Source organism: Nocardioides luteus, from assembly GCF_000960475.2.
In the GTDB taxonomy this organism is placed as follows: Bacteria; Actinomycetota; Actinomycetes; order Propionibacteriales; family Nocardioidaceae; genus Nocardioides; species Nocardioides luteus_A.
In genome coordinates this window covers 1-25,870 of the sequence record NZ_JZDQ02000028.1, presented here as the reverse complement: position 1 = coordinate 25,870, position 25,870 = coordinate 1, and the positions used below count along the sequence as shown (strand labels likewise).

Annotated in this window: 22 protein-coding genes, 1 pseudogene and 2 riboswitches; of the genes and pseudogenes, 5 read left to right on the top strand and 18 right to left on the bottom strand. The window is 72.6% G+C overall.

Going from position 1 to position 25,870, the window contains the following annotated elements; genetic code table 11:
- Positions 1-94: 94 nt before the first annotated feature.
- Positions 95-454, top strand: coding sequence for a hypothetical protein (locus tag UG56_RS18980; RefSeq protein WP_071327197.1), 360 nt, complete (start codon positions 95-97; stop codon positions 452-454).
- Here UG56_RS18980 and UG56_RS18975 read toward each other — a convergent pair.
- From UG56_RS18975 to UG56_RS18960, 4 genes are read right to left on the bottom strand one after another with little or no spacing between them, the layout of a single operon-like run.
- Positions 442-1,365, bottom strand: coding sequence for a cobalamin biosynthesis protein (locus UG56_RS18975; RefSeq protein ID WP_071327196.1), 924 nt, complete (start codon positions 1,363-1,365; stop codon positions 442-444). The genes UG56_RS18980 and UG56_RS18975 overlap by 13 nt on opposite strands.
- The gene (locus UG56_RS18970) at positions 1,362-3,887 is read right to left on the bottom strand and encodes a cobyrinate a,c-diamide synthase (protein WP_045550989.1); all 2,526 of its coding nucleotides are present in this window, start codon (positions 3,885-3,887) and stop codon (positions 1,362-1,364) included. Before UG56_RS18970 ends, UG56_RS18975 begins: the two co-directional genes overlap by 4 nt.
- Positions 3,881-4,495, bottom strand: a complete 615-nt coding sequence (cobO, locus tag UG56_RS18965) for a cob(I)yrinic acid a,c-diamide adenosyltransferase (RefSeq protein WP_045550990.1) — start codon at positions 4,493-4,495, stop codon at positions 3,881-3,883. The genes UG56_RS18970 and cobO overlap by 7 nt, the downstream gene beginning before the upstream one ends.
- A complete protein-coding gene (locus UG56_RS18960; RefSeq protein WP_045550991.1) occupies positions 4,495-6,576 on the bottom strand; it encodes a VWA domain-containing protein in 2,082 nt (693 codons plus the stop codon). Before UG56_RS18960 ends, cobO begins: the two co-directional genes overlap by 1 nt.
- A gap of 25 nt (positions 6,577-6,601) precedes the next feature.
- Positions 6,602-6,742: riboswitch (cobalamin riboswitch) on the bottom strand.
- A 16-nt stretch (positions 6,743-6,758) separates the two neighbouring features.
- Between UG56_RS18960 and UG56_RS18955 the strand changes: the two genes are divergently transcribed.
- Positions 6,759-7,949, top strand: coding sequence for a bifunctional cobalt-precorrin-7 (C(5))-methyltransferase/cobalt-precorrin-6B (C(15))-methyltransferase (locus tag UG56_RS18955; RefSeq protein WP_045550992.1), 1,191 nt, complete (start codon positions 6,759-6,761; stop codon positions 7,947-7,949).
- Between the two features lie 58 nt (positions 7,950-8,007).
- Here the strand turns inward: UG56_RS18955 and UG56_RS18950 are convergent, their stop codons facing one another.
- From UG56_RS18950 to UG56_RS28890, 6 genes and pseudogenes are all read right to left on the bottom strand, one after another.
- The gene (locus tag UG56_RS18950; protein WP_045550993.1) at positions 8,008-8,643 is read right to left on the bottom strand and encodes an HAD family hydrolase; all 636 of its coding nucleotides are present in this window, start codon (positions 8,641-8,643) and stop codon (positions 8,008-8,010) included.
- Positions 8,644-8,660: 17 nt separating this feature from the next.
- Complete coding sequence (bluB, locus tag UG56_RS18945; RefSeq protein ID WP_045550994.1) at positions 8,661-9,278, bottom strand: 5,6-dimethylbenzimidazole synthase; 618 nt, start codon at positions 9,276-9,278, stop codon at positions 8,661-8,663.
- Positions 9,278-10,042, bottom strand: a complete 765-nt coding sequence (gene cobM / locus UG56_RS18940) for a precorrin-4 C(11)-methyltransferase (RefSeq protein ID WP_045550995.1) — start codon at positions 10,040-10,042, stop codon at positions 9,278-9,280. Before cobM ends, bluB begins: the two co-directional genes overlap by 1 nt.
- Positions 10,039-11,586: a precorrin-3B C(17)-methyltransferase gene (cobJ, locus tag UG56_RS18935; RefSeq protein ID WP_045550996.1), complete on the bottom strand. Its 1,548-nt coding sequence runs from the start codon at positions 11,584-11,586 to the stop codon at positions 10,039-10,041. Before cobJ ends, cobM begins: the two co-directional genes overlap by 4 nt.
- Positions 11,583-12,191 carry a precorrin-8X methylmutase gene (locus UG56_RS28475; RefSeq protein WP_256206752.1) on the bottom strand — a complete coding sequence of 203 codons (609 nt, stop codon included), beginning with the start codon at positions 12,189-12,191 and terminating at the stop codon, positions 11,583-11,585. Before UG56_RS28475 ends, cobJ begins: the two co-directional genes overlap by 4 nt.
- A gap of 687 nt (positions 12,192-12,878) precedes the next feature.
- Positions 12,879-13,007 (bottom strand): annotated as a pseudogene (locus tag UG56_RS28890) (nitrite reductase); the annotation flags it as partial.
- A 118-nt stretch (positions 13,008-13,125) separates the two neighbouring features.
- A riboswitch (cobalamin riboswitch) is annotated at positions 13,126-13,329 on the bottom strand.
- Positions 13,330-13,433: 104 nt separating this feature from the next.
- Between UG56_RS28890 and UG56_RS18925 the strand changes: the two are divergent.
- A complete protein-coding gene (locus UG56_RS18925; RefSeq protein WP_052693976.1) occupies positions 13,434-14,600 on the top strand; it encodes an ABC transporter substrate-binding protein in 1,167 nt (388 codons plus the stop codon).
- Between the two features lie 48 nt (positions 14,601-14,648).
- On the opposite strand, the gene UG56_RS18920 is transcribed toward UG56_RS18925, so the two are convergent.
- The 3 genes from UG56_RS18920 to UG56_RS18910 are packed head-to-tail and all read right to left on the bottom strand — an operon-like array spanning position 14,649 to position 17,699.
- Positions 14,649-16,175 (bottom strand): tripartite tricarboxylate transporter permease, encoded by a 1,527-nt coding sequence (locus tag UG56_RS18920; RefSeq protein ID WP_045550693.1) that lies wholly within the window; start codon positions 16,173-16,175, stop codon positions 14,649-14,651.
- A complete protein-coding gene (locus UG56_RS18915) occupies positions 16,168-16,695 on the bottom strand; it encodes a tripartite tricarboxylate transporter TctB family protein (protein ID WP_143055109.1) in 528 nt (175 codons plus the stop codon). Before UG56_RS18915 ends, UG56_RS18920 begins: the two co-directional genes overlap by 8 nt.
- On the bottom strand, positions 16,692-17,699 hold the full coding sequence (locus UG56_RS18910) for a Bug family tripartite tricarboxylate transporter substrate binding protein (protein WP_045550692.1): 1,008 nt from the start codon (positions 17,697-17,699) through the stop codon (positions 16,692-16,694). Before UG56_RS18910 ends, UG56_RS18915 begins: the two co-directional genes overlap by 4 nt.
- Positions 17,700-17,856: 157 nt before the next feature.
- Here UG56_RS18910 and UG56_RS18905 point away from each other — a divergent pair, with 157 nt between their 5' ends.
- Positions 17,857-19,449 carry an ATP-binding protein gene (locus UG56_RS18905; RefSeq protein WP_045550691.1) on the top strand — a complete coding sequence of 531 codons (1,593 nt, stop codon included), beginning with the start codon at positions 17,857-17,859 and terminating at the stop codon, positions 19,447-19,449.
- Positions 19,446-20,132 carry a response regulator gene (locus UG56_RS18900; protein WP_045550690.1) on the top strand — a complete coding sequence of 229 codons (687 nt, stop codon included), beginning with the start codon at positions 19,446-19,448 and terminating at the stop codon, positions 20,130-20,132. The genes UG56_RS18905 and UG56_RS18900 overlap by 4 nt, the downstream gene beginning before the upstream one ends.
- Before the next feature lie 12 nt (positions 20,133-20,144).
- Here the strand turns inward: UG56_RS18900 and UG56_RS18895 are convergent, their stop codons facing one another.
- From UG56_RS18895 to kdgD, 5 genes are all read right to left on the bottom strand, one after another.
- Positions 20,145-20,963 (bottom strand): ion transporter, encoded by an 819-nt coding sequence (locus UG56_RS18895; protein WP_084101292.1) that lies wholly within the window; start codon positions 20,961-20,963, stop codon positions 20,145-20,147.
- Between the two features lie 63 nt (positions 20,964-21,026).
- A complete protein-coding gene (locus UG56_RS18890; protein ID WP_071327195.1) occupies positions 21,027-21,818 on the bottom strand; it encodes a sulfite exporter TauE/SafE family protein in 792 nt (263 codons plus the stop codon).
- Positions 21,808-23,133 (bottom strand): enolase C-terminal domain-like protein, encoded by a 1,326-nt coding sequence (locus UG56_RS18885; RefSeq protein ID WP_045550689.1) that lies wholly within the window; start codon positions 23,131-23,133, stop codon positions 21,808-21,810. Before UG56_RS18885 ends, UG56_RS18890 begins: the two co-directional genes overlap by 11 nt.
- On the bottom strand, positions 23,130-24,623 hold the full coding sequence (locus UG56_RS18880) for an aldehyde dehydrogenase (NADP(+)) (protein WP_052693972.1): 1,494 nt from the start codon (positions 24,621-24,623) through the stop codon (positions 23,130-23,132). Before UG56_RS18880 ends, UG56_RS18885 begins: the two co-directional genes overlap by 4 nt.
- Positions 24,624-24,671: 48 nt before the next feature.
- On the bottom strand, positions 24,672-25,586 hold the full coding sequence (gene kdgD / locus UG56_RS18875) for a 5-dehydro-4-deoxyglucarate dehydratase (protein ID WP_045550688.1): 915 nt from the start codon (positions 25,584-25,586) through the stop codon (positions 24,672-24,674).
- Positions 25,587-25,870 lie beyond the last annotated feature (284 nt).

Sequence of the window (25,870 nt, the reverse complement as noted above, 5' to 3'; positions counted from 1 at the left end):
CCACCGACGCCATCGACGACCTGAGCTGGGACGACTGGAGCGACGCCGCGGTCTGTGCCATCGAGAACGGCCCGGACTGCGAGGCCTGCGAAGGGTGACTGAGTCCGCGGGCGGGCGGCCGACGCTGACGGTCTGCCGCGGCTGCTGCTGCGGGACCGAGCGGAAGTCGCCCGGGGTGGACCATGCCGCCGTGCTCAGCACGCTGAACGCGGCGGCCGGGGAGTCGGCGACGGTACGTGTCGCCGACTGCCTCGGCCCGTGCGAGCGGGCCGACGTCGTAGTGGTCGGCCCCTCACCTGCTGGTCGCGAGCGCGGCGCCCGGCCGGTCTGGGTCGCCCGGGCGGGCACGGCCCATGTCGCCGACGCGCTGGCCCAGTGGACCCGCGCCGGCGGGCCGGGCATCGCCGATGCCCCGCCCGCGGTCATGGCCCGGGCCTTCCGTCACGGGCGCTGAGCTGCTGCGTACGCCGCGGCGACCAGGGCCGCGCCGATGCCGACCCGGCGGGCCAGGGTGGTGGCGCTGACGACGTCGGCGGGGGCGGCGGCGCGGCCGTCGCCCATCACCGCGCGGTGCTCGACCCGGTTGCCGTAGTAGCGGTTGGTGCCGCCGAGGCGGATGTCGAGGGCACCGGCGAAGGTCGCCTCGACCACGCCGGCGTTCGGGCTCGGGTGCCGCGCGGCGTCGCGGCGCCAGGCCCGCCATGCCTGCTTCGCCCGTGACGGTGCCGCGGCCATCGTGAGCAGGCCGGAGAGCCGGGATCCGGGCAGGTTGAGCAGGTCGTCGAGGCGGGCGCTCGCCCAGCCGAAGCGCTCGTAGCGCTCGTTGTGGTGGCCGACCATCGCGTCCAGGGTGTTGGCCGCGCGGTAGCCGAGCAGGCCGGGTACGCCGGCCACGGCACCCCACACCAGCGGCGCGACGACCGCGTCGGAGGTGTTCTCGGCGACGCTCTCGACGACCGCGCGGGAGACCTCGGAGGCGTCGAGCTGGTCGGTGTCGCGGCCGACGAGGTGGGTCAGCCGCTGTCGGGCGCCCGGCAGGTCGGCGCTGTCGAGATGTTCGTGGACAGCCAGCGCCTCGCGCTCCAGCGAGCGGCCGCCCAGGACCGCCCAGGTGGCGGCGGCGGTGACCAACGTCTTCCCGGCCCGGCCGGGAGCGAGGCGCTCGGCGACGGCGCCGAGGACGACCGCTCCCCCGACGAGGGTGGCGGTGTGGAGGACTCCCCGGGCACGATCGTCCGCGTACCACGTCTCCTCCGTTTTCATCGCGACCGTGCCGAAGCCGGCGACCGGGTGGTAGCGCCGGGGATCGCCCAGCAGGCGGTCGAGCGCGAAGCCGGCCAACAGCCCGATCGCCCGTGGGCTCACCGGTCTCCCCCGGTCCGGCGCAGGGCGGCCAGGAGCTGGTCGGTCGGATCCTCGGGGCGTACTGCGATCCGCACCCAGTCCGGGCCGAGACCCGGGAAGGTGTCGGCGCGGCGTACGGCGATGCCCTGCTCGCGCAGGGTCTCACGGACTCCGGCGCCCGGGCGGGCCAGGACGAAGGAGGCGGTCGAGGGGACGTACTCGATCTGCTGCTCGCGCAGGCCGGCCTCGAGGTGGTCCCTCCACACGGCGATCCGCTCGGCGCGCTCGCGGGCCTCGGCGCTCGCGCGCTCGGTGGCGCAGGCGAGCATCGCAGCGGCGGCGGTGGCCGAGACGGACCACGGCGTGCGTACGGCCTCGAGGTCGCTGATCGCGGTGGCGTCGCCGACGACATAGCCGGCCCTGACCCCCGGGATCGACCAGTGCTTGGTGAGGCTGCGGATCACCAGCAGACCCTCGGCGTGCTCGCCGGTGAGGGTCTCCGGCTCGCCCGGTACCGCGTCCATGAACGCCTCGTCGACCACGACCAGGCGGCCGGGGCGGAGGAGGGCGCGGAGGGTGGCGGCCGGGTGGAGTACGCCGGTGGGGTTGGTCGGGTTGCCGACGACGACCAGGTCCGCGTCGGCGGGCACCGCAGCCGGGTCGAGGGTGAACCCGTCCTCGGCGCGGAGGCGGACCTCGGTGACCGCATGGCCGGCCTGCTCGAGCGCGGCGTGGGGCTCGGTGAACTGCGGATGGACCACGACCGGCTTTCGCCACGTCCTGGCCCGCGCGACCAGCGTGAACGCCTCGGCGGCCCCGGCCGTCGGGAGCACCTCGCTCCGCTCGCGGCCGTGGTGCTTGGCCAGCGCCGCCCGAGCCGGCTCCTCGTCGGGGTAGGCGGTCGGTGCGAGCGAGTCGCGGAGTGCCTCGTCCAGCCACTCCGGCCGCGGGTCCGGGTAGACGTTCACCGCGAAGTCGAGCAGCCCATCGCCCACCTCGACGTCGCCGTGATGCCGCAGCGGATCGCCGACTGTGCCGTCCTTACCTCTGGTCGAGCCGGATTCCCCGCTGGTCGAGCCGCCGGAGCCGCTAGGCGGAGGCGTGTCGAGACCAACACGGTTCGCTGTCGCGCTCGATTCGACTGTGTTGGTCTCGACACGCTCGCTAGCGCTCGCGGCTCGACCGACGGGGGCGGCCCGACCGACGGATTCGGCGAAGCGGCGGGCCAGGTGCGGATGGCCGGCCCAGTGCACGTGGAGGTAGGACGCGTGGACGGTGTCGCTGCTGAAGCCGGTCGGCATCTCGTCGACGGTCCACGCCGCCTGGGTCCCCGCCGGGGGCGAGGTGGTGGTGCGGTGGAACTCGTGGCCGGTGACCTGCTCGCCGGCGCGGGTGAGGAGGGAGTCGGAGACGGCGGTGGCGACCGGGTAGCGCAGGGTCAGGCGCTCGCTCATGGCGGCTCGGGCGGGGATGGCGCCGGCCATGGGTACGCCGTCGAGCGACTCGGCCAGGTAGAGGAGCCCGGCGCACTCGGCCACCGTCGGGATCCCGGCCTCGACGGCGGCCCTCAGGTCGCGCAGGAGGCTCGTGTTGGCGGCGAGCTCGGCGGCGTACATCTCGGGGAACCCACCGCCGAGGTAGATCCCTCTGGTGCCCTCGGGGAGCGCGGGATCGGTGAGCGGGTCGAAGGAGCGTACGTCGCAGCCCGCCGCCTCCAGGAGCTCCTCGGTCTCGGGGTAGCGGAAGGTGAACGCCCTGCCGCCGGCGACGGCCACCACCGGGCGCTCCCGATCCGGCGAGGAGCCGGTCTCCAGCTCCCGGGTCGGGTCCCAGGCGACGTCGCCGAGGTCGGGGGCCGCGCGGGCGACGTCGAGGAGCGCCGCGAGGTCGAGGTGGGCGGCGACCTGCTCCCCCAGGCGCTCGATCAGCGCGACGGACTCGTCGCGCTCGGCGACGGGTACGAGGCCCAGGTGACGCGACGGGGAGGCGAGCGACTCGTCCCGCGGGAGCATGCCCAGGACCGGCAGCCCGACCTGCTCCAGCCCGCGCCGGATCTCGTCGGCGTTGCGGCCGGGCGAGCAGCGGTTGAGGACTACTCCCCCGATGCGTACGGACGGGTCGAAGGCCGCCATCCCCGCGGCGATCGCGGCAGCGGAGCGGGACAGCCGGGCGACGTCGAGGACGAGGACCACCGGCGAGGAGGTCAGGGCCGCGACGTGGCTGGTGGAGGCGAAGCCGTCGGTGCCGAGGCGGCCGTCGTAGAGGCCCATGACGCCCTCGACGACCGCCACGTCGGCCCCGGCGGCGCCGTGGAGCAGCAGCGGCACCACCCGTTCGACACCGACCAGGTGCGGGTCGAGGTTGCGGCCCGGACGTCCGGTGGCGAGCGCGTGGTAGCCGGGGTCGATGTAGTCCGGTCCGACCTTGTGCCCGCTCACGGTCATCCCGGAAGCGCGCAGCGCGGCCATCAGCCCGGTCGCGATCGTCGTCTTCCCCGAACCCGTCGAGGGAGCCGCGACCACCAGCCGGGGCAGGGTCACCATTCGATGCCCTTCTGGCCCTTCTGGCCGGCGTCCATCGGGTGCTTGATCTTCGTCATCTCGGTGACCAGGTCGGCGACCTCGAGCAGCGCCGGGTCGGCGTCGCGGCCGGTGATCACGACGTGCTGGCGTCCCGGTCGCTCGGCGAGCACCGACGCGACCTCTTCGGCGTCGACCCAGCCCCACTTGATCGGGTAGGTGAACTCGTCGAGGACCAGCAGGTCGTAGCGCTCGTCGGCCAGGCACCGCTTGATCTCGGCCCAGCCCTCGGCGGCGGCCGCGGCGTGGTCCTCGGCCTCACCCTGCTTGCGGCTCCAGGACCAACCGGAGCCCATCTTGTGCCAGTCGACCGGCCCGCCCTCGCCGGTCTCCTCGTGCAGCTGCCCGAGCCGCTCCAAGACCGTCTGCTCGCCGATGCGCCACTTGGCCGACTTCACGAACTGGAAGACCCCGATCCGCCAGCCCTGGTTCCAGCCGCGCAGCGCGAGACCGAAGGCCGCGGTCGACTTGCCCTTGCCAGGACCGGTGTGGACCATCACCAGCGGCCGGTTGCGGCGCTGGCGGGTGGTGAGCCCGTCGTCGGGTACGTTCAGCGGCTGTCCCTTCGGCATCAGGCAGCGCCCCTTCCCATGGTGGATCCGGTGAAGCCGTGCACGGCCGACGTCAGCGCCTCGGCGCTCACCTCGGCGACCGGTACGTGCTCGGCGCCAAGGTGCTCGGCCAGCTGACGGGCCAGCCCGAGCCGCATCGGCCCGCTCTCGGAGTCGATGACGACGGTGGTGACGCCCAGACCGGCGACGTACGCGGCGGCCTGCTGCGAGCGCCGCACCGCCTCCTTGCCGTGAGCCTTGGAGTTCGCGCGACCGTCGGTGACGACCACCAGCAGCGGGCGCAGGTCGGGGTCGCGCAGGTGCTCGCGCTGCAGCACCCGGGCGGCCTCGAGGAGGCCTTCGGCCAGCGGCGTACGGCCTCCGGCGGGCACCTCGTCCAGACGTGCGGCCGCGAGGTCGACCGAGCCGGTCGGGGGCAGCACCAGCTCGGCGCCCTCGCCGCGGAAGGTGATCATCCCGACCTTGTCGCGGCGCCGGTAGGCGTCGAGGAGCAGCGAGAGGACCGCGGCCTTCACCTGCGCCATCCGCTTGCGCGCGGCCATCGACCCGGAGGCGTCCACGCAGAAGAGCACCAGGTTGGCCTCGCGACCCTCGCGGACCGCGGTCCGCAGGTCCTCGATCCGCAGCTCGACCTTCGCAGACGTACGTGGGCGGGCGGCCTGCTTGCCCGCGGCCGCCTTGAGCGTCTCGACGAGATGGAGCGAGCCACGGGTGCTGGTGTTCGCCCCGATCCGGCGGCCGCTGCTGCCGATCGCCTTGCTGCGACCGCCGGTGCGGCCGGTGCCGAGGCCGGTGACGGTCAGGAGGCGGGGGCGGTAGGCCGGGGCGGCGGCGGTGACGGACTCGGGTGCGACACCGGAAGGAGACTGGGCCTGGTCGGGTGCGTCATCGGCTGTGTTGGTCTCGACACCGCTCGCTTCGCTCGCGGGCTCGACCGACGGGGGTTCCGCGTCGGTCGAGCCGCCGGAGCCGCTAGGCGGAGGCGTGTCGGGACCAACAGAGTCTTCGCTGTCCGAGCCATCCGAAGGCCCACCCTCCGGAGGCTCCGGCGGCAGCTCCTCGTCGCCGAGGATGCGGTCGAGCAGGTCCTCGTCGAGACCCGGAGCGTCGAAGGGGTTGCGACGGCGGCGGTGGGGCAGCGCGAGCAGGGCGGCGCGGCGGATGTCGGCGCGGGTGACCTCGGAGCGACCGGCCCAGGCGGCGTGGGCGACCGCGGTGCGGGCGGTGACGATGTCGGCACGCAGCCCGTCGACCTCGAACGCAGCGCAGACCTCGGCGATCTTGAGCAGGCCCGGCGCGGTGAGCCGGACCTTCCCGACCAGGGCGCGAGCGGCGGAGATCCGTGCGGTCAGGTCCCGCTCGGCGGCCACGTAGCGCTCGACGAACGCGGGGGCGTCCAGGTCGAAGGCCATCCGGCGGCGTACGACCTCGGCTCGCAGGGAGGGATCACGAGGCGCAGCGACCTCGACGGTGAGCCCGAAGCGATCCAGCAGCTGCGGGCGCAGCTCGCCCTCCTCGGGATTCATGGTGCCGATCAGCACGAACCGGGCGGCGTGCTCGACCGAGACCCCGTCGCGTTCGACCGAGACCCGGCCCATCGCGGCCGCGTCCAGGAGCAGGTCGACCAGGTGGTCGTGGAGCAGGTTGACCTCGTCGACGTAGAGCAGGCCGCGGTGGGCCCGGGCGAGCAGCCCCGGCTCGAACTCGACCGCACCGCGCGAGAGTGCGCTCTCCAGGTGGAGCGAGCCGACGACCCGGTCCTCGGTGGCACCGACCGGGAGCTCGACCAGCCGCACCGGCCGGCTCTCCACGACGGCCGCGGACCCGAAGGGCCCGTCGGGCGACTCCGCGGACGGGTCGGCGGGGTCGATCGAGAACCGGTCCCCCGCGTAGACGGAGATCGAGGGCAGCACGGCTGCCAGGCCGCGTACGGCCGTCGACTTCGCGGTCCCCTTCTCGCCACGGACCAGTACCCCGCCGATCTCCGGGGAGATCGTGGTGAGCACGAGCGCGAGGCCCATGTCGTCGAGGTCATCTGCCTGGCAGCCGAGGACGGCAGAAAATGGGTAGTGCACCGGCATGAGAGGCTCCCGCTCCCTATCGCGTTGGATGGTTGGACGCGGGGCCGGTCTTCGGACTTGTCGAGTCCCCCGTGTGGGGCTCGATTCACCGCAGCGGGCCTGTGCCGGATTCCCACCGGCTTCCCAGATTCTCCCCAGTCGGGGCACCTCGCGCCTGTGCGGTCACTGTAGCGTCTGGCCTCATGATCGTCGTGGTGGGCATCGGTGCCGGAGGGTGGGACGAGATTCCCGTACGTCACCAGCAGCTGATCCGGGAGTCCCCGGTCCTCCTCGGCGGCAAGCGTCATCTCGACCTCGTCCCGGACGTCCCCGGCCAGCGGCGCGAGCCCTGGCCGTCGCCGCTGCGCGAGGGCCTGCCGGCGCTGCTCGACGGCATCGGGGACGCGGTCGCCCTGGCTTCGGGTGACCCGCTGGTCTCCGGCATCGGCACGACCCTGATCTCGCTCCTCGGCCGGGAGAACGTACGCATCGAGCCCGCCGTCTCCTCCGTCGCCCTCGCCCGCGCCCGGATGGGCTGGCCGGCCGAGTCGTGCGTGGCCGTCAGCCTGGTCGGCCGCGACGTGGCGCTGGTCGCCCGCGAGCTCGCCCCCGGCCGCCGGATCCTGGCGCTCTCCGCCGACGAGTCGACGGCCGCGTCGGTCGCGAACCTGCTGGTCACGACCGGGTTCGGCGCATCGACGATGACCGTGCTGGGCGAGCTGGGGGCGGAGACCGAGAGCGCACGGACCGGGACGGCCTCGTCCTGGGCCGGCGAGTCGCCACGCCTCAACATCGTGGCGATCGAGTGCGTCGGCGTACCCGCTCGCGGCTGGGCCGCCGGCCTGCCCGACGACGTCTTCGAGAACGACGGCCAGCTGACCAAGCGCGACCTGCGGGCCTCGGCGCTGGCACGGCTGGCACCCACGCCCGGGGCGCACCTGTGGGACGTGGGCGCCGGTGCCGGCTCGGTCGGGATCGAATGGATGCGGGCGCACCCGACCTGCACCACGACCGCCATCGAGGGCAACGCCGAGCGGGCCGCCAGGATCGCCCGCAACGCCACCCGACTCGGGGTCCCGGGACTGCGCGTGGTCGAGGGCCGTGCACCCGACGCCCTGGCCGGCCTCGCGGCTCCGGATGCGATCTTCATCGGCGGCGGCGCGACCCGCCCCGGCGTGCTCGACACCTGCCTCGCCGCCCTCCGCCCCGGAGGCCGCCTCGTCGTCCACGGCGTCACCCTGGAGACCGAGCAGCTCCTGGCGCGACAGCATGCCGAGCTGGGCGGCGAGCTGACCCGGATCTCGGTCGAGTCCGTCGACATGATCGGCACCTTCCGCGGCTGGGCACCCCAGCGCACGGTCGTGCAGTGGACGCTTCAGCGCGCCTTTTACTAGACGATGACACCTTGTGAAGCACTCACAAGGTGTCATCGTCTAGTAAAAGCTCCGCATCTCATCCGAGGACGATGCCCCTCAGCTCCCCCAGGCTGTCGATCCGGTGAGTGGCCCGGGAGAAGTCCTGGGTGCTGGTGAAGTCGTTGCGCACCACCGCGCAGTCGATACCGGCCGCGACGGCCGAGCTCAGGCCTCGGGACGAGTCCTCGACGACGAGCGTCTCCTCCGTGGCCGCCCCGAACCGCTTCAAGCCGGTCAGATAGGGCTCCGGGTGCGGTTTGGAGTGCTCGTAGTCCTCACGGACCAGGACGAAGTCCATGAACCTCCTGATCCGGCGGTGTTCGTGGATCAGCTCGAAGTCCGCACGCTTCGCCGTCGTCACGATGGCCATCCGGACGTGCTCCGACAGCTCCGCCAGCACCTCGACGACGCCCTCGATCTCGATCGCCTCGGTCCGCAGATACTCCTGGTAGCGGGCGTCGCGAACCTCCCGCAGCCTGGTGATGACCTGCTCGTCGACGCCGGCCGCTCGCGCCTGCTCCCAGGTGCCCAGACCCAGGCTCATGTCCCGGAGGTATCGCTCCTGGTCCAGCGTCACGCCGATATCCGCCAAGGCTCGTGCACCGGCCCTGAAATACCAGGGCTCGGTGTCCACCAGAACACCATCATGGTCGAAGAGGATGTACTTCTTCACCCGCCGATTCTGACGGACTACCCGAAGGTCTCCTCGTGGACCACCGTCGAGAGCGGCGAGCGGTGGCGCCAGCCGAAGCGCTCCAGGTCGGGCACGTCGGGGAGGTCGGCGACGGGCCCGACGCAGAGCCAGGCGACGGGGCGTACGCCTTCGGGCATCCCGACCAGGTCCCGCAGGAACTCCTCGCGGTAGAAGCTGACCCAGCCGACACCGAGGCCTTCGGCGGTGGCCGCGAGCCAGAGGTTCTGGATGGCGCAGACGACCGAGTAGAGGCCGGCGTCGGCGATGGCGTGGCGGCCGAGGACGTTGGGACCGCCGCGGGTCGGGTCGTAGCCGACCACGATGCCCAGCCCGGACTCGCGGATGCCCTCGATCTTGATCCGGGAGAAGGTCTCGGCCCGCTCGCCGGACAGGGTGGCGGCGAAGGTCTCCCGCTCGGTCGCGACGTGGGCGTGGAAGCGCTCGAGACGGTCGGCGTCGCGTACGAGCACGAAGTCCCATGGCTGCGACATGCCGACGCTCGGGGCGGCGTGGGCAGCGGACAGGAGCCGCTCCAGGACCTCGGGAGCGACCGGCTCGCCGGTGAACTCCGCGCGGGTGTCGCGGCGGCGGTTGATGGCGTCGTAGAGGTCCATCAGGCACGCTCCCTGGCTGCGTCGTAGAGGAACGACTCGCCGCCGTCGCGGGCCAGCGCGGGCCCGGCGAGGATCACCGCGGCCTGGCGGAGCCCGGCCTCCTCGACCGCGTCGGCGATCGTCGAGACGGTCCCGCGCAGCACCAGCTCGTCGGGCTGGCTGGCCCGGTAGACGACCACGACAGGACACTCCGGTCCGTAGTAGGGCAGCAGCTCGGCCATCAGCTCGCGGGTGCGCCGGATCGCGAGGTGGAGCACGAGCGTGGCTCCGGTCGCGGCGTAGGCGGCCAGCGACTCGCCCTCCGGCATCGCCGTCGACCGGGCCTGGGTGCGGGTGAGGACGACCGACTGCGCCACCAGCGGCACGGTCAGCTCCCGTCCCACCAGGGCGGCCGCGGCCGCGTAGGCGGGGACGCCGGGGGTCACGTCCCAGGGCACCTCGGCCGCGTCCAGCCGCCGGGTCTGCTCCGCGACGGCCGAGTAGACCGACGGGTCGCCGGAGACGAGGCGTACGACCTGGTGACCGGCCCGCTGGGCGGTGATGATCTCGGCGACGATCTGGTCCAGGTCGAGCTTCTGGGTGTCGACGAGCTCGGCCTCGGGACTGCAGTGGGCCAGCACCTCGGGATCGAGGTAGGTGCCCGGATAGAGCACCACGTCCGCGGCCTCGAGCAGCCTGGTGGCGCGCACGGTGAGCAGGTCGGCCGCGCCGGGGCCGGCGCCGACGAAGTGGACGGTCACGGGATCGGTCACAGGGTCGGTCATCGGACGAACCTCGGCGTCCAGACCTGCCCGGCCGGGGTCACCCGGGTCGAGCTCGCCCCCACGATGACCAGGCACTTCATGTCGATGGAGTCCGGGTCGAGCTCGCCGAGCGTGGTCACGGTCAGCGACTCCTCGGCCCGTCCGACGTCGCGGCCGACGATGACGACGGTGTCGGGCTTGCGCTGCTCGAGGAGTACGTCACGGGCCAGCCCGATCTGCTCGGTGCGCGAGCGCGAGGCCGGGTTGTAGATGGCCAGCACCAGGTCGGCGGCCGCGACCGCGCGCAGCCGGTCCTCGATGACGGACCACGGCTTGAGCCGGTCGGAGAGGGACATCACCGCGAAGTCGGCGCCGACCGGGGCGCCCGCCCGAGCGGCCACCGCCTGGACCGCGCTGACGCCGGGCAGCACCCGGACGCGTACGCCGGCATAGGCCGGGTCCGAGGCCGCCTCGAACACCGCGGACGCCATCCCGAAGACCCCGGCGTCGCCGCCGGAGACGACGGCGACCCGCTCTCCCGCGAGCGCCAGGTCCAGGGCGTGCCGGGCCCGGTCGACCTCGACCGTGTTGCCCGACGCGTGCCGCTGCAGACCGGCCCGCTGCGGCACCCGGTTGACGTAGGGCGCATAGCCGACGACGTGGCCCACCTCGTCCAGCGCGGCCGACACCTCGGGCGTCAGCCACCCGTCGGGTCCCGGACCCAGCCCGACGACCAGAACCTCTCCACCCCCGGACGTCACCTCGACAGGCTCGGTGACCGACGGCTCTTCCGAGGACTCCTGCCGCAGCCGCGCAGCAGGCGAGGCGGGAGCAGGAGCCGAGTCCCCGGGAACGACGATGAGCGAGAAGTACGGCACGGACGACGGGTCCACATCCGCCACCGGCAGCCAGCGCTCCTCGGGCTGCGAGGCACGCTCGACGTACCAGGCACCCTCGAGCCGCCCGGCGGCCTCGAGCGCGGAGCGGACCGCGGGGAAGGTCCGGCCGAGCTTCATGATGATCGCGGCCTCGGTGTCGGCCAGGCGCCGGGCGAGCTCGGGCTCGGGCAGGGTGCCGGGCAGCACCGTGAGGACGTCGGTCTGACGTACCAGCGGCGTCGAGACGGCCGCGGTGGCGGCCGCGAACGCGGGGACACCGGGCACGACCGAGGTCTCGTAGATCTCCTTGAACCGGTCGTGGAGGTACATCGAGGAGCCGTAGAAGAGCGGGTCGCCCTCGGCGAGCAGGACCACGTCGCGGCCGGCGTCGAGATGGGCCGAGAGCCGGACCGCGCAGGACTCGTAGAACTCCGCCATCGCCCCCACGTAGCCACCCGGGTGCGAGGTGGTCCCGGTGGTGACCGGGTAGCGCAGCTCCTCCTCGATCGCCCCCGCAGGGATCAGCGAGGAGGCGATCCGGCGGGCGTGGGACTGCTTGCGCACCCCGGCGTGGTAGGCGACCACCGGGGCCGCGCCGATCAGCCGGGCGGCCTTGAGGGTGATCAGCTCGGGGTCGCCCGGGCCGATGCCGACGACGGTGAACCTGCCGCGTACGTCGGTGGTCATTCCTGCTCCTGGGCGAGTGCGTTGAGTGCGGAGGAGGTCATCGCGGAGCCGCCGCGGCGGCCGCGCACGGTGACGAAGGGGATGTCGATCCCGTGGTCGTCGGCGAAGGAGGCGAGCGCCTCCTTGGACTCGGCGGCGCCGATGAAGCCGACCGGGCAGCCGACGATCGCGGCCGGTCGCGGACCGCCGTCGAGGATCATCTCGAGCAGGTGGAAGAGCGCCGTCGGGGCGTTGCCGATGGCGACGACGGCACCCTCGAGGTAGGGCTCCCACAGCGACAGGGCGGCGGCGGTGCGGGTCGTGCCCCACGTGCGGGCGCGCGCCGGGACCCGGTCGTCGCCGAGCATGCAGAGCACCTCGTTCTCGCGCGGCAGCCGGCTGCGGGTGACCCCGGTCGCGACCATGGTCGCGTCGCACAGGATCGGGGCCCCGGCCTCCAGCGCACCGCGTGCGGCCTTCACCAGGCCGGGGTGGATGACCAGGTCTGCGGCGAGATCGACCTGTCCGCTGCCGTGGATCATCCGGACCGCGAGCCGCTCGGCGTCGGCGGGCACCGCGGAGAGGTCGGCCTCGCGCCGGATGGTCGCGAAGGAGTCGACGTAGATCGCCGGCCCCTGGTCGATGTAGTCGTAGCGCCGGGTCGGGCGGGCCTGCGGCGACGGCACGAGTACGCCACGCCACGGTGTCACCACGACCGCCGGCGCCCGCTCCGCCAGCGTCTCGACGGCGGCCCGGTCCAGGGCCCCGTCGGGGGCGGCGACGTGCTCGCCGCCGGGCACCTCGCCGAACCCGAGCTCGGCCACCGGCTCCGGGACGCGAGCATCGGCCGCGACCGGCTCGACCAGAGGAGCGTCGAGCTCGGAGACGTGCCAGGGCGCCGACGGCCCCTCGCCACGTACGTCCAGGAACCGGGTGGCCAACGAGACCAGCCGGGCAGCGGCCTCGGTGAGCGGCACGACCGGGCCCCACGACTCACCCACGCGCAGCTGGCCTTCGGTGGCCGACAGCGCCACGACGCCCAGATCGCACTCCCGCGCGACCAGGTCGCCACGACCGTCGTCGAGCACGAAGAGGAACCGTCCCGGCAGCGCCGCCAGCCGCGACGAGGCGCACAGCAGCCGGTCCAGCGACGCGGCCACGCCGCGCAGGTCGGCCCGTCCCCCGGCGAGCCCGGTCTGCGGGGAGACCATCACGTTGCGGACGAGCTCGTGGGTCTGCGCCGGCACCAGGCCGGTCGCCTTCAGCGCGGTGAGCACCTCACCAGGGAGCCCACCGTCGACGGCGGGCAGGCCACGCACCTGCAGGTTGGCACGGCCGGTGAGATGGATCTTGCCGTCGCCGTAGGTCTCGGCCACGGAGACCAAGGAGAGCAGGGAGGCCGAGGAGACGGAGCCGCCGATCAGGCGCAGCCGCACCAGCATGCCGTCCTCGGCCGGCCACGGACGGCCGACTCCTGGGCACCGGTCGGATCGGACTCGGGACATCGCCACACCTGCTCTGGTCAGGTGCCCTTCCGCGGGGCACGTGGTGACCTGGCGGCGGGCGCCGCCAGAGCCAGCAGGTCTTCGGACTCGGAATCGATCGGTGCGGTGCGCCTTCCCGGAGCCAGGCTCCAGTGGCTGCCCCTCCCGGAGAAGGGGCGTGCCCCGCCCGTCATCCTCACCGCTGCGCGTCAGTCCCGGACTTTCACCGGGTTCCCTGACCCCATCAGGCATGGAGTACGACTGGCAGGGCGAGACTACCTACTTGGGGACACGGCGCCGAATTGCTCGCCGCCCCGCGGTGGGCTGTGCCAGTGTTCGGCTACTCGGAACCTCCTCCACGCCCTCCCACAGATGGAGTCTCCCGTGACCGGATCGCCCCGCCGACAGCTGTTCGTGCTCGCGACGGTCTCGGCGCTCGGGTTCGGCCTCGCGGCGTGCGCGACGACGTCGGGGTCGAAGGTCGCGATCGGTCTGGTGGTGCCGGCCTCCGGCGCCCACGAGGCGATCGGCACCGACATGACCCGCGGGTTCGATCTCTACCTCGACCAGCACGGCGGGAAGCTCGGTGGCCGGCTGGTCGACGTCATCGAGGCCGACGAGGGCGAGCGGGTGAAGACCGGTGTCGCCGCGGTGACCCGCCTGATCGAGGACGACGAGGTCCAGGCGGTCGTCGGCGTGGTGAACCCGGAGACGGCGCTCGCGGCCAAGCAGGTCGCGAACGACAGCGAGACGCCACTGATCGTGACCGGTGCCGGAGCCGACGAGTTCGCCGACGGCTCCGACTACCTGTGGCGTACGTCCTCGATCAACGCCGAGCTGGGCGGCTCGCTCGGGAAGGCGATCGCCCACGAGACCAGGCAGGGCACGGCCTACGTCATCGCCTCCGACGACGGTGCCGGTCACGAGCTCTCCGACAGCTTCATGATCGCGATGGAGGCGTCGGGCGGCGGCGTCGCGGGCCAGAGCTACACCCCGGCCGGCGAGACCGAGGACTGGTCGGACATCTTCGACGAGGTCGAGAAGTCCGGCGCGGACGCGATCTACGCGGCCTATGCGGGGAAGGAGGCGGAGGCGTTCGTGCAGCAGTACCGCGACTCCGTCCTGGCCCGGAAGGTCCGGCTCTACGGCCCCGGCTTCCTCACCGAGGGCGACGTGCTGTCCTCCCTCGGCGCAGCCGCTGCCGGGGTGAGGACCGTCCTGCACTACAGCGACACGATGGACTCGCTGACGAACAAGGCCTTCGTGAAGGCCTACCGCAAGGCGTACGACGCCACCCCGACGGTCTACGCGGTGCAGGCCTACGACGCCGCGGCCGCGCTCGACAAGGCCCTCGACCTCTCCGACGACGTCAGCCGCACGGAGATCGCCGACTCTCTCGGGTCCGTCGGTACCATCGTCAGCCCCCGCGGGAACTGGTCCTTCGACCCCAACCACAACCCCGACCAGTCCTACTTCCTGCGCGTGGTCAGGGACACCACCGACGGCCCGCGCAACGTCATGCTGCGGAAGATCGCCGCCACAGGGAGCTGAGGTGAGGACGGCTGCGACCGGTCGGGGGCACGGTCGCAGCCGCCCGGCTCACCTGGCCGCCTCGACCAGCTCGTGCTCCAGGTCGTCCTCCTTGCGCCGGAGCAGGACCGACCCGCCGAGCGCGAGCAGCAGCGCGACGTACACGACGATCGCGAACGGCGACTGCACCAGCGTCAGCCAGTCCCCCTGGGCGATCTGCAGGGCGGAGCGCAGCTGCCGCTCGAAGATCGGCCCGAGGATCAGCCCGACCACCATCGGCGCCACGGGATAGCCGTAGCGGCGCATGAAGAAGCCGAGGATGCCGAGCACGAGCAGGACGATGACGTCCTGCGGGCTGAAGTGCACCGCGAAGGCGCCCAGGGCCGCGAACAGCAGGATCCCGGCGTAGAGATAGTGCCGCGGGATCTGGAGCACCTTCACCCACAGCCCGACCAGCGGGAGGTTGAGCACCAGCAGCAGCACGTTGCCGATGTAGAGGCTCGCCACCAGCGGCCAGACCAGGTCGCCGTGGTCCTTGAACAGCAGCGGCCCGGGCTGGATGTTGTAGTGCTGGAGGGCCACCAGGATCACCGCGGCCGTGGCCGAGGTCGGGATCCCGAGGGTCAGCAGCGGCACGAGCACACCGGCCGCCGAGGCGTTGTTGGCCGCCTCGGGCCCGGCGACGCCCTCGATCGCTCCGTGGCCGAACTCCTCCTTCGCCTTCCCGCGAGCCAGCTTGCGCTCGGCGGAGTACGACAGGAACGTGCCGACCTCGGCACCACCGGCCGGCAGGGTGCCGATCGGGAAGCCGATCGCGGTGCCGCGCAGCCACGGCTTCCAGGAACGCCGCCAGTCCTCACGCGTCATCCAGGTGCGCCAGCCCCGGGTCACCGGGACGAGCTGCTGCGGTCCGCGGCGCAGCTGCGCACCGACGTACAGCGCCTCGCCGACGGCGAAGAGCGCGACCGCCACGACCACGACGTCGATGCCGTCGTTGAGCACGGGTACGCCGAAGGTGAACCGCATCTGGCCCGACATGCCGTCGACGCCCATGAGCCCGATGAACATGCCCACGCCCAGTGCCGCCAGCCCGCGGGAGACCGAGCGGCCCAGCAGCGCCCCGACGGTGGTGAAGGCGAGCACCATCAGGGCCACCTTCTCGACGGGACCGAGCTTGACCGCCAGGTCCGCGGCCACCGGCGCCAGGAAGGTGAGCGCGGCCGTGGCGAGCGTGCCCGCCACGAACGAGCCGATGGCGGCGGTCGCGAGCGCCGCGGCACCCTTGCCCCGCTTCGCCATCTTGTTGCCCTCGAGCGCGGTGATCATCGAGGACGCCTCGCCCGGCGTGTTGAGCAGGATCGAGGTGGTCGACCCGCCGTACATGCCGCCGTAGTAGATCCCGGCGAAGGTGATCAGCGCGGCCGTCGGGTCCAGGGCGTACGTCAGCGGCAGCAGCAGCGCGACCGTCATCGACGGGCCGATGCCGGGCAGGACGCCGACCGCGGTGCCGAGGATGACACCGATGAAGGCGAAGGCGAGGTACTCGGGGTGCGCCGCGGTGGCGAACCCCTGCAGCAGCAGGTTCAGGTTATCCATGGAGGAACGCCACCCCTTCGAGCAACGGGCCCGGCGGCAGTGAGACCCCGAGACCGCCGGCGAAGACGAGCTGGATCGCGAACGCCATGATCAGACCGACCACGAGCGCGCGCCACCAGGGACGGGCCCCGAGGATCACCGCACCCGCGGTGAACAGCGCCGCGCCGGCCAGCGGCCAGCCGATCACGCCGATCAGGAGGGCGTGGCCCAGGACGGCCACGGCGAGCAGTACGGCGGTGAGCCAGTCGGTGCCGCCGGAGAGGTCGACGTCCTCGCCGCCCTCGGCCTCACCGCGCTCGCCGCGCAGGACACGCGCCAGGGTGATCCCGCCGGTGACGACCAGCAGGCCACCGACGAAGTAGGGCATCGTCCGCGGCCCGATCGCGCCGGCCGCGGTGACCGGCTCGGCGATGCTGCCCGCGCGGACCAGCGCGAACACACCGAGGGCCAGGATGCCCCCGGCCATGGCCGGCTCCCCGAAGGAGAGCCGGCCAGGCTGGGTGGGGGTCGTGGGGTTCACTGGACGAGACCGATTTCCTTGAGCGTGGTCTGTGCGGAGGCGACCTCCTCGTCGACGTACGTCTCGAACTCGTCGCCCGCCATGAACGCGTCGTCCCAGTCGTTGGTCTCGAGGACCTTGGCCCAGGCGTCGGACTCGGCCGCCTCGGTGACGACGTCGGTCAGGGCCTTCTTGTCGGCGGCATCGAGGTCGCCGGGTGCGACGACGCCGCGCCAGTTGGTGAGCACCAGGTCGATGCCCTCGTCGGTGAGGGTCGGCACGTCCGGCAGCAGGCCGGAGGGCTTCTCGCCGGAGACAGCGAGCGCACGGAGCTTGCCGGCCTTGATCTGCTCGGCGTACTCGCCGACGCCGGAGATCCCGGCGTCGACCTTGCCGCCGAGCAGCGCGGTCACCGACTCGGCGCCGCCGTCGAAGGGCACGTAGTTGAGGCTCTTGGCGATGTCCCCGGAGGCAACCCCGGAGGCCTTGAGGAGCTGGCCGGCGAGGATCTGGTCGGTGCCGCCCGCGGAGCCGCCGGCGATCGCGACGCCCTGGCCGTTGGCCTTGATGTCGTCGACCAGGTCGTTGATGGTCTGGTACTTCGAGTCGGCCGGGACGACGACGACCTCCTGCTCCTCGGTCAGCTTCGCGATCGGGGTGGTGTCGGAGAGCTTGGTGGCCGACTTGTTGGTCTCGATCGCGCCGACCATGACCAGGCCCATCACCATCAGGGTGTGCGGGTCGGTCTCGTTGGCGAGCGCTGCCAGGCCGACGGTGCCACCGGCGCCAGGGGTGTTGGACACCGAGGCGGTCTCGAGGATCTTCTCGCCGGTCAGCACGTCGGAGAGCGCGCGCCCGGTCTGGTCCCAGCCGCCGCCCGGGTCGGCGGGGACGACGATGTTCACGCTCGTCGGTGCTTCGTCGGCGGACGAGCCGGACTTGTTGACCGAGCTGCAGGCGACGAGCGAGGTGCCGGCCACGGCCGTGGCGACGGCGATCGCGGCGGTACGGATGAGGGGGTTCATTGCTTCTCCTTCGGGAGTGACGTACGTCACTTCATGGCGGAGAACGTAGGTGCGCCCACGAGGTGGCCGGAAGCATCTGGAGGTAATGGTGGTTTTGGTCGTTCTGGTCATCCGCGACGGTCTCCCCAAGCCCGCGTGACGGGGGCACAATCAGCCAATGGCCAGAACCAGGCGCCGGATGTCTCTGCGGGCGCAGATGCTGCTGCTGCAGGTGGCGATCGTGCTCACCGCCGTGGCCGGCGTCGGCGTGGCGGCGAGCATCGCCCAGGCGAACCAGATCCGGGCGTCCTACGAGCAGCAGATGATCGGCGTGGCCCAGAGCGTGGCCCGGCTCCCGGCCGTACGCAGCGCGATGGACGACCCCGAGCCCGCGACCGAGATCCAGCCGATCGCCGAGCTGATCCGGAAGGCGTCGGGCGTGACGTACGTCGTGGTCACCGACGAGCACGGCATCCGCTACTCCCACCCCAACCCCGACCGGATCGGCGAGCGGGTCTCGACCGACCCCTCGGTCCCGCTGTCGGGGAAGATGTACGTCGGCACCCAGACCGGCACCCTCGGCGAGTCCTGGCGGGTGAAGGTGCCCATCCGTGACGACGCCGGCAAGGTCATCGGCACCGCCTCGGTCGGCATCCTGGAGTCACAGCTGCGCTCGGACCTGCTGGCCCAGCTCCCCCGGCTGGTCCTGTGGCTGGTCGGCGCCGCCCTGGTGGGCCTGCTCGGCGCCTACTGGGTCTCCCGGGTGGTGTGGCGCCGGATCCACCGGCTCGAGCCCGAGGAGATCGCCGCGCTGCTCGAGACGCGGGACGCGATGCTGCACAGCATCGGCGAGGGCCTGGTCGCCATCGATGCCCACGGGCGGCTGGCGCTGCTCAACGACGAGGCGCAGCGCCTGCTCGGGCTCTCCCCCGATGCCGTCGGCGAGGAGGCCCGTGCCGTGCTCGACCCGGACGTTCTCGCCCTGCTCGACGCCGACCCCGACACGCGCCGCCTGGTGCTCTCGGGCGAGCGGATCCTGGTCGCCCAGCGCAGCGAGGCGGTCGTGGAGGGCGACCGGGTCGGGACGGTGCTGATCCTGCGTGACCGCACCGAGCTGCACACCGTGCTGCGTGACCTCGACGGCGCCCGCGACCTCACCTCGGCGCTGCGCGCCCAGGCGCACGAGTTCGCCAACCTGATGCACACCGTCTCGGGTCTCCTCGAGATCGGCCGGCCCGGCGAGGCCGTCGACTTCATCGCCCGCTCCGGATACGGCGGCGCGCTCACCGCGGGCGGGCTGGTGCCCGCGGTCACCGATCCGGCGGTGACGGCCCTGCTGATGGCCAAGCTGGCCACCGCCCGCGAGCGTGGGGTGAGCCTGGAGGTCGACCCCGGGTCGACCTGCCCGCCCGATGACACCGCCGACGTGGTCACCGTCGTCGGCAACCTGATCGACAACGCGGTCGACGCAGCGGGCAGCGGGGGCACGGTGCAGGTCACGCTCACCGACGAGCCGGGCAGCGGAGTGCTGCGACTGGTCGTCGAGGACGACGGGCCCGGGGTGCCGGCCGCCGACCGGGAGCGGATCTTCCGGTCGGGCTACTCCACCTCCGGCGCGGACGCCCGGGGCCTCGGGCTGGCGCTGGTCTCGCGCATCGTCGCGCGCCGCGGCGGCTCGGTCGAGGTCGACGACTCCTCGCTCGGCGGGGCCAGGTTCGCGGTGGTCATGGAGCACACGCCGGCGGCGATCACGACGGGAGGCGTGCGATGAAGCCCCGGGTGCTGGTCGTCGACGACGACTTCTCGGTCGCGCAGCTGCATCGCCGGTTCGTCGAGTCGCACGGCGGCTTCGAGGTGACCGGGGTCGCCTACACCGGCGCCGACGCGCTCGATCTGGTCGAGTCCACCAGGCCCGACCTGGTGCTGCTCGACGTGTTCCTGCCCGACATCTCCGGGATCGACGTGCTCCGCGCGATCCGGTCCTCCCCCTGGTCCGACGAGGTCGACGTCATCGCGATCACCGCCGCGCGTGAGCTGGAGACGGTGCGGGCGGCGATGGCGGGTGGCGTGCTCCACTACCTGGTGAAGCCGTTCTCGGCGGCGACGCTGCGCGAGCGGCTCACCGACTACCTGCGTCACCGGGGAGAGATCCAGCGCAGCGCGTCCGAGCCGCTCGACCAGGCGGCGGTCGACCGGCTGCTCGCCCAGCCACGGGCCACCTGGGGAAGCAGCCTGCCGAAGGGGTTGTCGCGGCGTACGTTGGAACTGGTGCTGCGGGCGCTGGAGAGCCGTCCCGAGGATGCCTCGGCCACCGAGGTGGCCGAGGACGTGGGTCTCTCCCGGGTCAGCGCGCGGCGCTATCTGGAGCACCTCGTCGACCGCGGCCGGGCCGAGGTCGTGCCTCGGTACGGCGGGCCCGGGCGGCCCGAGCACCGCTACCTGCTGCGCCGCTGACCACGGCCCGGCTCAGACCTCCGAGCGGGTGCTCCGCAGCTCCTCCCGGGTGGCGGCCAGCTCCTCGCGTACGGCGGTGAGGTCCTCGCGCAGCGAGGTCAGCACGGCCATCATCTCGGCGTCGGACTCCTCCTCGTGCTGGGCGAGGCTCTCGACGCTCTCCATGCCGGAGACGACGACGGCGAGGAAGAGGTTGAGGACGGCGAAGGTCATCACCAGGATGAAGACGACGAAGAAGATCCACGCCGAGGGGTCCGCGGCCATCACCTCGCGGGCGATGTCGGGCCAGGCCTCGCCGGTCATGGTCTGGAAGAGGGTGAACGCGCTGGTGCCGAGGTCGCCGAAGTACTCCGGCGCGATCTCCCCGTAGAGGTTGGTCGAGATGACCACCGCGACGTACATCATCAGCACCAGCAGCGCCGCGACCGAGCCCATCCCGGGCATCGCCGCGATCAGGCCGTCGACGACGCGGCGCATCGACGGGACCGAGTTGACCAGCCGCAGCACGCGCAGGATCCGCAGCGCCCGCAGCACCGAGAGCGGCCCGGTGGCGGGCACGAGCGCGATCGCGACGATCACGGTGTCGAAGATGTTCCACGGGTCGAGGAAGAACCTCGGGCCGTACGCCACCAGCCGCAGCATCAGCTCGATGACGAAGACGCCGAGCAGGGCCATGTCGAAGAGGGCCAGCTCGTGCGCGAGGTGCTCGGGGACCATCGTCTCCACACCGAGGACCACGGCGTTGAGGATGATCACCCCGATGATCACCTTCTGGAAGGTGTCGTCGTCGACCAAGGCGCGCACCCGACCGCGCATGTTGCCCGAACCCATGTTCGCTTCGTCCTCCTGAGACCTGTGACCCGTGACAGCGGCCCGGAGCCTATCGGCCCGGCCTCAGGCCGTCGCGAGGTGCACGGCGAGGCCGAGCCCGGCGAGACCGACGAGCCAGCGCAGCGGCCGCTCGGGGGCGACCCGGACGATCGCCGGGCCGAGGTAGCCGCCGATCACGGCGCCGATCCCGAGGGCGACCGCGGCGGGCCAGTGGACAGGAGCGAAGAAGACGTACGCGATCGCGGCGGTGCCGTTCGCGACGCCGGTGGCGACGTTCTTGACCGCGTTGGTGACGGCGAGCGCCTCGGTGCGCTCGAGGACGAGGACCGCGAGCGCGATGATGCCGACGCCGGCCCCGAAGTAGCCGCCGTAGATGCCGAGCACGAACACGATCACGCCCCAGCCGAGGGCTCGGGCGAGCGTACGCCGCTCCCCCTGGTCGACCGGGTCCTGCCGTGGCGTCCTCCTGGTCGCGAGCGCCGCGGCCCAGAGGCGGATGCGGTCGCGGAGCAGGAGGAGGATCGCGCCGCCGCCGACGAGCCAGGGCACGACCGCCTCGAACGCCTCGGCGGGTGTGGTGAGCAGCAGGGCCGCGCCGACCGCGCCACCGAGGAAGGAGGCCAGGGCCAGCCAGGCGATCCTGCGGCCCTGGCCGCGGAGCTCGCGCCGTGACCCGGCGACGGTGCCGCCGGTGACGCCGAACATGGCCACCGTGTTGGTGACGTTGGCGACCACCGGCGGCAGCCCCGCGGCCAGCAGGGAGGGGTAGCTGACCAGCGAGGCCAGACCAGCCACCGAGCCGGTCAGTCCCGCCCCGATGCCGGCGAGCAGGAGCCAGGCGAGCTCAGCGGACAAGGCACGGGCGCTTGGGGTCGAAGCTCCACCCGGGCACCAGGTACTGCATGGCGACGCCGTCGTCGCGTACGCCGAGCCCGTGCTCGAGGTAGAGCTCGTGCGCGGACGCGACCCGCTCGCGGTCGAGCCGGATCCCGAGGCCCGGGGCGGTCGGCACCGCGATCGCACCGTCGCGGATCTCCAGCGGCGACTCGGTCAGCCCCTGGCCGTCCTGCCAGATCCAGTGGGTGTCCAGGGCGGTGATCTCCCCCGGCGCGGCGGCGCCGACGTGGGTGAACATGGCCAGCGAGACGTCGAAGTGGTTGTTGGAGTGGGAGCCCCAGGTCAGCCCGAACTCGTGGCACAGCTGGGCGACGCGGACGGAGCCGGACATGGTCCAGAAGTGCGGGTCGGCGAGGGGGATGTCGACCGCGTCGGTGCGGATGGCATGCGCCATCTGGCGCCAGTCGGTGGCGATCATGTTGGTCGCCGTACGCAGCCCGGTGGCGCGCTTGAACTCGGCCATGATCTCGCGCCCCGAGTAGCCGCCCTCGGCGCCGCAGGGGTCCTCGGCGTACGCGAGCACGTCGTCCTTGCCCCTCAAGAGCCGGACCGCGTCGGCGAGCAGCCAGCCGCCGTTGGGGTCGAGGGTGATCCGGGCGTCCGGGAAGCGGTCGTGAAGGGCGGTCACCGCCGCGACCTCCTCCTCACCGGCCAGGACGCCGCCCTTGAGCTTGAAGTCGGCGAAGCCGTAGCGGGCCTGGGCGGCCTCGGCGAGGCGTACGACCGCCTCGGGGGTCAGCGCCACCTCTCGGCGCAGGCCGTCCCAGTCGTCGGCAGCGTCGGCCTCCCGCAGGTAGGGCAGATCGGTCTTGTCGGGGTCGCCGACGTAGAAGAGGTAGCCGAGCATCGGCACCGAGTCGCGCTGCTGGCCCTCGCCGAGCAGCTCGGCGACCGGCACCCCCTGGGCCTGACCTGCGAGATCGAGGAGCGCGGACTCCAGCGCGGTGACGGCGTGGACGGTCGTACGCAGGTCGAAGGTCTGGGCGCCGCGGCCGCCCGCGTCGCGGTCGGCGAAGGTGTGCGAGACCTGGCGCAGCAGGCTGCGGTAGCGGGTGACCGGCTGGCCGACGAGCAGCTCGGCGGCCTCCTCGATCGTGCGGCGGATCGGCTCGCCGCCGGGGACCTCGCCGACCCCCTCGCGTCCCTCGGAGTCGGTGAGGATCGCGATGTTGCGGGTGAAGAACGGGGCGTGCGCGCCGCTGAGGTTGAGCAGCATCGAGTCGTGGCCGGCGACCGGGACGACCTCGACCTTGGCGATCGTCGTGGTGCTCATGGCAGCTGGAGCTCCCCGTCGATGCGGCGGGCGAGGTGCCAGGGGTTGTCGTCGCGTACGGGCTCCGGGAGGAGGGCCGCAGGGACGTCCTGGTAGGCGACCGGACGCTGGAAGCGCTCGATCGCGAGGCTGCCGACCGAGGTGGTGCGGGAGTCGGAGGTGGCCGGGAAGGGGCCGCCGTGGACCATCGCGTGGCCGACCTCGACGCCCGTGGGCCAGCCGTTGAAGAGGATCCGGCCGGCCTTGAGCTCGAGGGCCTCGACCACCCGGGCAGCTGCCTCGTGGTCGCTGTCGGTCGCGTGGACCGTCGCGGTGAGCTGGCCCTCGAGGGAGCCCAGGCTGGGAAGGAGGTCGTCGACGCTTTCGTAGCGGACCACGACGCCGGAGGCGCCGAAGACCTCGTCGGTCACGCCGGCGAGGCTGGCGGTCTCGACGATCTGGGGCGCGGGGGCGTCCGTGTCCCCGGCGGTGCCCTCGCCGACGACGGTGACGCCGTCGGTGGCGCGGAGCTTCTCGGTGCCCGCCTCGTAGGCCCGGGCGATCGCGGGGGTCAGCATGGTGGCGCCTACGGCCTCGGCCGTGGCGCGGCCGGCGGCGGCCAGGAAGGCGTCGCCCGCCTCGCCCGTCGGGAGGAAGAGCAGACCGGGGTTGGTGCAGAACTGGCCGGAGCCGAGGGTGAGGGAGCCGACGTAGGCGGTGGCGAGCGCGTCCGGGTCGCCGTCGAGGGCCCCGGGGAGGACGACGACAGGGTTGATCGAGGACATCTCGGCGTAGACCGGGATGGGCTCGGGCCGGGCCGCCGCGGCCGCGGCGATCGCGAGCCCGCCGCCGCGGGAGCCGGTGAAGCCGACGGCCTTGATCCGCGGGTCCGACACGAGGGTCTGGCCGAGCTCGATGCCTCCCTGGCTGGTGGTGTCGAGGAGGAAGGAGAAGGTGCCCGCGGGCAGTCCGGCCTTCTCGACCGCACGGGTGATCGCCTGGGCGACCAGGTAGCCGGTGAGCGGGTGCGCCGGGTGGCCCTTGACGACCACCGGGCAGCCCGCGGCGAGCGCCGAGGCGGTGTCGCCGCCGGCGGTGGAGAAGGCGAGCGGGAAGTTGCTGGCCCCGAAGACCGCCACCGGGCCGAGCGGGATCTGGCGCTGGCGGATGTCGGCCCGCGGGAGCGGGGTCCGGTCCGGGAGGGCCGGGTCGATGCGTACGCCGAGGTGGTCGCCGCGGCGTACGACGCCGGCGAACATCCGGAGCTGGCCCGTGGTGCGGCCGACCTCTCCGCTGATCCGGCCCTCGGGCAGGTGCGACTCGGCGACGGCGGCCTCGACGATCTCGGCACGGGCCGCCTCGATCTCGGCGGCGACCGCCTCGAGAAAGTCCGCCCGGGCCTCGGGGGACGTGGCGCGGTAGCCGGCGAAGGCCTCGGCCGCGGCGCCGGTGGCGGCGGTGACGTCGGGCTGCTCGGAGTCGGCTCCGGCGATGATCGAGCGGTAGCTCATGGTCCCTTTCCTATCGGGTCGGTCTCGGTGCGTCTCGGGCGGTCGGCGTCAGGAGATGCGGGCGATCAGGTCGCGCAGCTCGGCGATCTCGTCCTCGCGCAGGTCGGTGAGCGGCGGGCGTACCGGACCGGCGGGCCGGCCGATCGCGGCCAGACCGCCCTTGACGATCGAGACGGCATAGCCGGCCGTACGGTCCCGGATGTCGAGGTAGGGGATCACGAACTCGTTGAGACGACGGTAGACCTCGTCGCGGTCCTGGGCACGTACGGCATCGTAGAACTCGATCGCCCACCTCGGCGCGAAGTTGAACAGCGCCGAGGAGTAGGTGCTCACGCCGAGCTGCAGCAGCGGCAGCGCGAAGGTCTCCGCCGTCGGCAGGCCGCCGATGTAGGTGAGCCGGTCGCCGACCCGGGCGTAGGTGCGGGTCATCTGCTCGATGTTGCCGACACCGTCCTTGAAGCCGATCAGCGTGGGGTTGCGATCGGCGAGCTGCGCGACGGCCTCGTCGCGCAGCACCGCGTTGGCGCGGCTGTAGACGATCACCCCGAGCCCGGTCGCCTCGCACACGCGGCTGGCGTGCTCGACCAGGCCGGCCTGCCCCGCCTCGGTGAGGTAGGGCGGCATCAGCAGGATCCCGTCCGCCCCCGCGGCCTCCGCCGCCTTCGCCTGCGCCACCGCGTTGGCCGTGCTGCCCGTCGCCGGCGCGAGCACCGGTACGGCCCCGGCCACCTCGTCGACGGCCGCACGTACGACCTGGTCGGTCTCCTCCGCGTTCAGCGAGAACCCCTCCCCCGTCCCGCCGGCCGCGAAGAGCCCTGCGACCGGGTACTCGGCCAGCCAGCTCAGGTGCTTCCGGTACCCCTCCTCGTCGAACCGGAGGTCCGCGGTGAAGTGGGTGACAGGGAACGAGAGAAGCCCGCTCTTGAGCTGGGCGGCCAGGTCGGTCGGGCTGTACTCGGTCACGAGTCACGTCCTTCGGAGGTTGGTGAGTGTTGCTGAGGGGAAGGTGGTGACCATCACGCTATGTACGCTCAATGATGCCTGTCCAAGCCCGAATTTGAATCTCGTGATGCCTTGGGTGCATGGCGAGGGTGGGTGGTCGAGCTTGTCGAGACCACCTTCTTAGTGGAGCTGTTCTTCATGGCGGGTGTGAGCCACAGACCCGGCTCGCGGGCCGGTGGTGCCCCGGTGGTCGAGCTTGTCGAGACCACCCCCGTGCGGGGCTGCTTCTTCCTGGCCGGTGTGGG

Coding starts and splice junctions, on each gene's coding strand:
- UG56_RS18970 (WP_045550989.1), bottom strand. CDS start 3,887: ATGGTGACCCTGCCCCGGCTGGTGGTCGCGGCTCCCTCGACGGGTTCG.
- cobO (WP_045550990.1), bottom strand. CDS start 4,495: ATGCCGAAGGGACAGCCGCTGAACGTACCCGACGACGGGCTCACCACC.
- UG56_RS18960 (WP_045550991.1), bottom strand. CDS start 6,576: ATGCCGGTGCACTACCCATTTTCTGCCGTCCTCGGCTGCCAGGCAGAT.
- UG56_RS18955 (WP_045550992.1), top strand. CDS start 6,759: ATGATCGTCGTGGTGGGCATCGGTGCCGGAGGGTGGGACGAGATTCCC.
- bluB (WP_045550994.1), bottom strand. CDS start 9,278: ATGGACCTCTACGACGCCATCAACCGCCGCCGCGACACCCGCGCGGAG.
- cobM (WP_045550995.1), bottom strand. CDS start 10,042: ATGACCGACCCTGTGACCGATCCCGTGACCGTCCACTTCGTCGGCGCC.
- cobJ (WP_045550996.1), bottom strand. CDS start 11,586: ATGACCACCGACGTACGCGGCAGGTTCACCGTCGTCGGCATCGGCCCG.
- UG56_RS18920 (WP_045550693.1), bottom strand. CDS start 16,175: ATGGATAACCTGAACCTGCTGCTGCAGGGGTTCGCCACCGCGGCGCAC.
- UG56_RS18910 (WP_045550692.1), bottom strand. CDS start 17,699: ATGAACCCCCTCATCCGTACCGCCGCGATCGCCGTCGCCACGGCCGTG.
- UG56_RS18905 (WP_045550691.1), top strand. CDS start 17,857: ATGGCCAGAACCAGGCGCCGGATGTCTCTGCGGGCGCAGATGCTGCTG.
- UG56_RS18900 (WP_045550690.1), top strand. CDS start 19,446: ATGAAGCCCCGGGTGCTGGTCGTCGACGACGACTTCTCGGTCGCGCAG.
- UG56_RS18895 (WP_084101292.1), bottom strand. CDS start 20,963: ATGGGTTCGGGCAACATGCGCGGTCGGGTGCGCGCCTTGGTCGACGAC.
- UG56_RS18885 (WP_045550689.1), bottom strand. CDS start 23,133: ATGAGCACCACGACGATCGCCAAGGTCGAGGTCGTCCCGGTCGCCGGC.
- UG56_RS18880 (WP_052693972.1), bottom strand. CDS start 24,623: ATGAGCTACCGCTCGATCATCGCCGGAGCCGACTCCGAGCAGCCCGAC.